The organism is Ectothiorhodospira haloalkaliphila ATCC 51935, from assembly GCF_000633935.1.
Taxonomy (GTDB): Bacteria; Pseudomonadota; Gammaproteobacteria; order Ectothiorhodospirales; family Ectothiorhodospiraceae; genus Ectothiorhodospira; species Ectothiorhodospira haloalkaliphila.
Genome location: NZ_KK214998.1, coordinates 603,599 through 610,021, shown reverse-complemented (window position 1 = coordinate 610,021; position 6,423 = coordinate 603,599). Strand labels below are relative to the sequence as shown.

The following is a 6,423-nucleotide window of genomic DNA, read 5'->3' as shown; positions in this document are numbered from 1 at the left end:
CTGCTGGGCGCGCAGGCTTTCAGCGGTCAACTCGGATGTGGCGGCGAGCGTCCGCTGGCGGGCCAGTGCCCCGTTGAGCCGATCCACCTGTTGATCGACCAGCAGGGCTACGTCGCGTCGACCCGCCGCCAGGCGTCGATCCACTTCGCTGACGCGTGCCTCTGCCAGGGCCATTCGCGCCCGGCGCTGGCCACCATCGAAAAGGGTCCAGTTGGCCTGGATGCCAACCACCCATTCCGGGTCGACCAGCGTCAGGTCTTCGGTATACAGTTCACGAGCCCCGAACAGGGAAACAACCGGCAGGAACTCCCCACGAGTGGCGCGGGCACCGGCGCGGGCCTGTTGCAGGGTTTGAGCGGCTTGACGCAGGCCAGGGTTGGCAACCTCCGCCGCCGCCTTCCAGGCATCGCGATCCACCGACGGCGGCGGGGCGGGGATCGGCGTCGCGGTGGTCACCGGATGGTCGCTGGCCAGCAGGGCCGCCAGCGCCGCCCGGGACAACTCCAGCTGTTCACGCGCCACCAACAGTTCGTTCTCGGCCTCGGCCAGGGCCACACTGGCCCGCAGACGCTCGACCCGGGCGATTTGCCCCTCGGCCTCCAAACGGCGCGCGTTGGATTCATGCAGCCGCAGGCTTTCCGTGCTGCGTTTGTATACCTCAAGCGATTCCCGGGCCAGTGCCTGACCAAAATAGCGCTCCACCAGCGCCACTTCGAGCTCGGCGCCATGCCGGTCCATCTCGGCCTTGCTGGCCTCGAGTCCGAACCGGGCGGCCTCCCTCCCCGCCTGGATACGTCCACCCAGATACACAGGCTGTACCGCCTGCAGCGACACGTTGACGAAATCCCGATCCTGTATGCGGTAGTGGCGCGGCAAAGTGAACGGCGGGAAATCCACCCCGGCCTGCCGGATCCTGCCAATCAAGGCATCACCGACCCGACCGATATCCGCCTCCAGCGGCGCGTTCAAATGGCTGTAGCGGCTCGTGAGCTCGACGCTCGGCAGTCGCCGTGCATCAGCCTCGGCCCTTTCGGCCCGACGCTGCTCCACGGTGGCGCGGGATGCCTGCAGCGTTTCGTTGACGGTGACAAGGTGCTGCAGTGCCCCGCGAAAATCCAGCGACAGCGGATCGGGCTCCTGCCCTGCGGCAACGCCACACCACAGCAGCCCCAACACCGCCAGGAACTGGCGCCACACGGCGTCAATCCGCTGCCTGGAAGGCGAACGGCTCGGCCACTTCAAACAACTCCGATACCTCACCGGAGAGCACCCGTTCCATGTCCACACCCAGGTCCAGTTTGCGGATGTCTGCGCCTTCACTGAAATCCAGTTGATCAAGGTCGACCCAGAACACGCTGGGCGAGATCACCGACTCGGCGTAATAGCGCCGCTGCTTGTGGTCGGCGACCACGCGCCAGCGGGTGGTCGACAGGTTGGGGGCGTCCGCGACGCTGATACCCCAGGGCACGGACGTCTGGCGGATGACGCTGAACACCGAGGCAGCGGCAACCCGCGGGTCGTCACTCTGCACCACGGCATTGATATAGAACTGGGCGCGCACGAAACGATCGGAGGCACGTACCGTACCGGGCAGGAACTCCCGCGGATTCACGTTTTCCCAGTACTCCAGGATGGCCTGCTGCCTCTCGTAGGTGGGCTCGTTGGTCATCACCTGATAGTCGCGGCTGTGGTGGATGACCATCTCGCCGTCGATGAACTCGATCACCGCACTGTCGCCCGTCGCGTCCGACAGGGACACGTGCACGGTGGCGAAGCGACTCGGGTCAATGGGCAGCGGGCCCGTCACGACGTCAATGGGGTTCGAATTCAGGTCGGCGACCGCCTCCTCCACCGTGGCGTAACGGTCGAGCAGATACTGCGGGAAAATCGCCACGGAGATGCGCGGCGTTTCACCATCATCGTCAGGATAAGTGGCGTTGACCTCCCACAGGAGATTGGCCACCAGACCGGCTTCGTTCATGCCGTCGGCGGTGGAAATATCGTAGCCGGATGTGATCAGGCTGCCAAAGCGGCTGTTCCAGGTCACCGAGCGATCCCCAGCCAGTCCCTCTCTCTCCATGCCGCGGGGAAATACCCACAGGTTGCTCACCATGGGCAGCTTCCAGTCCATGCTACGTCCGGTGAGGATTCGATCGTCCGGGCCCTGATAGACCACCCGCGTGCAGGTTTCCGCCACACCCGAAACCAGGAGACCTGCCACCAGGACAAAAGCACAGCTGAATAACCTTACGGACATAACCCCTCCCTGACCCGGTTCATGGCCGGGACGCCGCACCAAAGCACTCAAGTAAGTCTTGAGGCTACAACAGGACACATCCTTTTGCCATGAGACCTCCGCGTGGCGTGGTGAATTATTCGTAGCGGCACCAGAGCCTGAGAACTTTCACCACTCGCTCGTCCTCGAGCACTTGGTAGACCAGACGATGCTGAATATTGATGCGGCGTGAATAGGCCCCGGCAAGATCACCAATGAGCATCTCAAACGGAGGCGGCTTGCGGTATGGATCTTCCGCTATCAGCGCTAAAAGTTCCTGAGCTTTTGGTTTAAGGCCGCCGCTGGATGCCAACTTCCTTGCATCTTTCTGCCATTGATCCTCAAACTCAGCGACGCCCCCCCCCCCGCTCACCGCCGCCCCGGCACATCCAGCGACGGCCACATGGGATCATGGTCCGAGCCCGCGTGCACCAGCACCACAGGCCGCACTGCCACCCCCGTGAGGGCGCGGTACAAACCGAACCGAATCAGTTCTGGCGACCGCCGTTCCTCGGCCGGCAGCGACACCTCCAGAACCAGATACGGGCCCACCTTGGTCATGCGTACCTGCTCCGGAATTAGGCCCATGGCGCTTGCCGCAGCCGTGACCCGACGCTCCATGTGGGCGGGCGGCGCCGCCAGCACCAGTTCGCGCACCGCATTCAAGGTCATCCGTACCGGCACCCACAGAAAGTAAGCGGAGACCAACAGCACCATCACCGGGTCGGCATAAACGGCCCAATGACCCTGGCCTGCCTGCACCAGGCCCCACGCGCCGATGAAACCGGCCAGCACGGCGGCACTCAGCGCCGTGTCCATGCGCCATTGCTGATACTCCGCCGCCACCAGCCCCGAGCCGTTCACACCCATGGACCAGCGCAGATAAAGCATGCAGAGACCGCAGCCAATCACGCTGATGAGAGTGAACACCACGGCCAGCCCGAACTGAAGTGAGTCACCACCGGCCAGGATGGAATTCACCGCCGCAGCCAGGGAGATGGCGCACAGCAGGGTGATGGTCATGCCCTTGATGGCAATGACCAACGGTTGCAACGCGGCATACCCAAAGGGGAAGCGACGGTTGCCGGGCTGCCGTATCAGGCGTGCCACGTGAAGGGCCAGCAGTGAGAGCAACAGGCTGATCAGGGAGTAGGCACCGTCAAACAGGATCATCAGCGACCCCATCCACAGCCCCCAGGCCACCCCGGCCAGCGCGAACAACCCAGCAGCCACGGCAGACACAACGAGCGACGTATTTTCCCGCGAAAAGAAATACTTCATGATCCCTCCAGAATCTTATGGAACTGATTCTAGGGGGACACACTCACAACCGTGAGTCGCTCAGCGACGGAATATCCGGCGGACGAAAGCATGCGCATTGCACAGATCAAAAGTTTTCTCGCCATTGTCGACACGGGCTCGGTGGCCGCGGCAGCGCGCGCCCTGGGACAAAGCCGGACCACCGTGAGCACAAGCCTCTCGGCCCTGGAGGACGAACTGGGGGTGACCCTGTTCCAGCGCTCCGGCAACCGCCTGGAACTCTCCCCGGTCGGGGGCGCCATCGTCACCGACTGTCGACGCCTGCAGCAGGTGGCCGACCAGATCCAGTCCCGGTGCCTGCACCATCTTACCGGGGCCGAATCGCAACTGCGGATCGCCCGGGATGACAGCCTGCCGGAAGCCGTCTGGCGGGATCTGCTGCGGCGCATGAAAACGCAATTCCCGCAAACAAGCGTCTCCGTGTACGTGGCGGCGCCCCAGGAACTCCCGCGGCTCGTGGAACGTCAGGCCGTGGATGTGGCCTACGGGCTCCTGCCTCAGTCCATGAGCCTGGGCTACCATCACCTGCGGGAAATCGCCGACGTGCGCATGCACACCGTGGCCGCTTCGGAACACCCGCTGGCGCGGCTGCCACGTGTCACCCAGGACGATCTCGTGCTGCACACCCAGATCACCCTCGCCTACCTGGGCGACAGCAACCTGCGGGCCGCCTCTCCTGAGACCGCCAACTACCTGGCGTTCACCCAGTTCGAAATCATGCGGGATGTGGTCATGGAGGAAACCGGCTGGGGTGACCTGCCTCTACCCCTGATCGCCGAGCACCTGGCCAGTGGCAGGCTGCGCGTCATCCGCCACCCGGAAGCCACCTGGTGGATGACATTCAGCGCGCTGGAGGCGGATCAAGCCCACGGGCGCCCGGTGGTCACCTGGCTCGGCAACGCCCTGGAGACGTGGTTTACCGGGCAGGCCGACTGTTGAAACCGACCGCTCTATGGGTTGCACGCTTGTCTGCGCATTGCCATGCGCATACGATCAAAGCATGGCCCAAGCGCCACTCGGAGGCCCTCATGGCGGAACTCTACGATATAACGATTTTGTGGAAAAACACGGATGCTTCGGTGATGAATTCAGGGAATTCTGATGGCACCGTTCGATGTGTACCCCAACCCCAGCAAAGTCAGCCAAGCGCACTACCCTTACCTTGTCGACGCTCAGAGCAGCCTCCTGAGCGACCTGGCAACTCGTATCGTTATTCCTCTGGGGAAAAGCTCGTTGGCAAGCAGAACCCTCCTTGCTTTTGGCTTTACCTTTGGATTAAACACCCGCGCCTCCTGAATGCCAGCGCTTCACCCGCGCAAGGGGGGACGAGCGCCGGTTGCAGCCCCTTCGTGGGCATGATCTGGATTATGTATCGCTTCGGCATGCAGCTTCAGACCGAGTGCCGTCATCACCTTAAGGATCGTGTCGAACCCCGGAGTCCGTTCACCCGAAAGCGCCTTGTATAGGCTTTCGCGTGAAACACCTGCATCACGCGCCACTTGCGACATCCCTCTCGCACGGGCGATATCACCAAGCGCCTTCGCAATAAAGGCGGCGTCACCCTCTGCCTCTTCCATGCACGCATCCAGATATGCCGCCATTTCTTCCGGCGTGCGGAGATGCTCAGCGACATCATAGCGGGACGTAGCTGTCTTTTTCATGGGTCACCCTACAGATTGCGAGCGAGGCGTAGTGCGGCCTTGATATCTCTTGACTGGCTATTTTTATCGCCGCCCGCCAACAAGATCACCAACTCACCCCCTTGCTGTTTGTAGTACACCCGGTAACCGGGTCCATAATTGATCCGCAATTCAGAGACTCCCTCACCTACTGGCTCGGCGTCTCCCGGATTTCCTTAGGCCAAGCGCTCGACTCTCGCTAAAACCCGGGCGCGACCCTGAACATCCCGCAACCCATCGAGCCACTTGGCATAGACTTCCGTCTTGCGAACCTCAATCATGCCAAGAAGTGTAGCCTCGTGGATACACCCTATCAATCGACACTACCGGGCGAGCGACTGCTTGGCATCCCGACGGTGACGGATCGGGTCATTCAACAGGCCATGGCGCAAGCTCTGGGGCCGATCTTCGATCCAGGATTCTCGGATTCGAGCTTCGGCTTCCGACCCGGACGCTCCGCCCATGGAGCACTGAGGCGGATACAAACCCATATCGCTGATGGCTACCGCATCGCCGTCGATCTGGACCTGGCGAAGTTCTTCGACACGGTCCAGCACGACATCCTGATGGCCCGAGTGGGCCGCAAGGTGCGCGATAAACGGCTGCTGGCGTTGATCGGCGAGTATCTGCGGGCGGGTGTGCGGGTCGGGGACACCCTTGAGGCAACGGTGATCGGGACACCCCAGGGTGGTCCCTGTCGCCCTTGCTGGCCAATATCCTTCTGGATGACCTGGACAAGGAACTCGGGTCGGTTTATGGGCGCTTACAAAGCCCCGATAGGTGTAGCCCACGCCTTCCTTGTGGGTGCCCGAGTTGTCCTGGGCAAACAGGTCCAGACCCAGCGCCACATGGCCGCCGCAGGACAACGGCGTCATTGGGACCTTCGCCTGCTTGCGTATTCCGGAGCAAGGTTGCCACTGATTCCACGGCAAGCCTGCCACCCATTCCAGGGGAAAGCTGCCACTGATTCCACGGCAAGGCTGCCACCCAGGCAGAGGCGCTGAGTCGACTCATCGAAGTGTCCAGACGCGGGATAACTTACCGGTAGGCTGGTCCTTTCCATCCGGGGAAGGTCAGATGCCAGCGAAGAGGTTATCCATGCGGAAGATCAAAGAAGTCCTACGCCTCAAATGGGAGCGAGGGCTGAGC

At 62.4% G+C, this 6,423-nt stretch carries 9 protein-coding genes; 3 read left to right on the top strand and 6 right to left on the bottom strand.

What is annotated here, in order from left to right; translation table 11 throughout:
* From ECTHA_RS0110705 to ECTHA_RS18015, 4 genes are all read right to left on the bottom strand, one after another.
* The coding region (locus tag ECTHA_RS0110705) for a TolC family protein (protein ID WP_026623727.1) at nt 1–1,197 on the bottom strand (1,197 nt) is incomplete at its 3' end.
* A 4-nt stretch (nt 1,198–1,201) separates the two neighbouring features.
* Nucleotides 1,202–2,197 (bottom strand): linear amide C-N hydrolase, encoded by a 996-nt coding sequence (locus ECTHA_RS0110700; protein WP_244875626.1) that lies wholly within the window; start codon nt 2,195–2,197, stop codon nt 1,202–1,204.
* Nucleotides 2,198–2,372: 175 nt separating this feature from the next.
* Entirely contained in the window at nt 2,373–2,648 is a 276-nt protein-coding gene (locus tag ECTHA_RS18020; protein WP_051582691.1) for a Txe/YoeB family addiction module toxin, read from the bottom strand.
* Entirely contained in the window at nt 2,645–3,556 is a 912-nt protein-coding gene (locus ECTHA_RS18015) for a cation diffusion facilitator family transporter (RefSeq protein WP_025281679.1), read from the bottom strand. Before ECTHA_RS18015 ends, ECTHA_RS18020 begins: the two co-directional genes overlap by 4 nt.
* A 90-nt stretch (nt 3,557–3,646) precedes the next feature.
* Here ECTHA_RS18015 and ECTHA_RS0110685 point away from each other — a divergent pair, with 90 nt between their 5' ends.
* Nucleotides 3,647–4,534 carry a LysR family transcriptional regulator gene (locus tag ECTHA_RS0110685; RefSeq protein WP_025281678.1) on the top strand — a complete coding sequence of 296 codons (888 nt, stop codon included), beginning with the start codon at nt 3,647–3,649 and terminating at the stop codon, nt 4,532–4,534.
* A gap of 162 nt (nt 4,535–4,696) precedes the next feature.
* Entirely contained in the window at nt 4,697–4,891 is a 195-nt protein-coding gene (locus ECTHA_RS20700) for a CcdB family protein (protein WP_084306935.1), read from the top strand.
* Nucleotides 4,892–4,902: 11 nt separating this feature from the next.
* On the opposite strand, the gene ECTHA_RS0110675 is transcribed toward ECTHA_RS20700, so the two are convergent.
* Both ECTHA_RS0110675 and ECTHA_RS20695 read right to left on the bottom strand, forming a co-directional pair.
* On the bottom strand, nt 4,903–5,256 hold the full coding sequence (locus ECTHA_RS0110675; protein ID WP_025281677.1) for an addiction module antidote protein: 354 nt from the start codon (nt 5,254–5,256) through the stop codon (nt 4,903–4,905).
* Nucleotides 5,257–5,264: 8 nt separating this feature from the next.
* Nucleotides 5,265–5,405 carry a type II toxin-antitoxin system RelE/ParE family toxin gene (locus ECTHA_RS20695; RefSeq protein WP_425305686.1) on the bottom strand — a complete coding sequence of 47 codons (141 nt, stop codon included), beginning with the start codon at nt 5,403–5,405 and terminating at the stop codon, nt 5,265–5,267.
* Nucleotides 5,406–5,657: 252 nt separating this feature from the next.
* Here ECTHA_RS20695 and ECTHA_RS20390 point away from each other — a divergent pair, with 252 nt between their 5' ends.
* Nucleotides 5,658–6,278, top strand: a complete 621-nt coding sequence (locus tag ECTHA_RS20390) for a reverse transcriptase domain-containing protein (RefSeq protein ID WP_238984844.1) — start codon at nt 5,658–5,660, stop codon at nt 6,276–6,278.
* Nucleotides 6,279–6,423 lie beyond the last annotated feature (145 nt).

Coding starts and splice junctions, on each gene's coding strand:
- ECTHA_RS18015 (WP_025281679.1), bottom strand. CDS start 3,556: ATGAAGTATTTCTTTTCGCGGGAAAATACGTCGCTCGTTGTGTCTGCC.
- ECTHA_RS0110685 (WP_025281678.1), top strand. CDS start 3,647: ATGCGCATTGCACAGATCAAAAGTTTTCTCGCCATTGTCGACACGGGC.
- ECTHA_RS20700 (WP_084306935.1), top strand. CDS start 4,697: ATGGCACCGTTCGATGTGTACCCCAACCCCAGCAAAGTCAGCCAAGCG.
- ECTHA_RS0110675 (WP_025281677.1), bottom strand. CDS start 5,256: ATGAAAAAGACAGCTACGTCCCGCTATGATGTCGCTGAGCATCTCCGC.
- ECTHA_RS20390 (WP_238984844.1), top strand. CDS start 5,658: ATGGCGCAAGCTCTGGGGCCGATCTTCGATCCAGGATTCTCGGATTCG.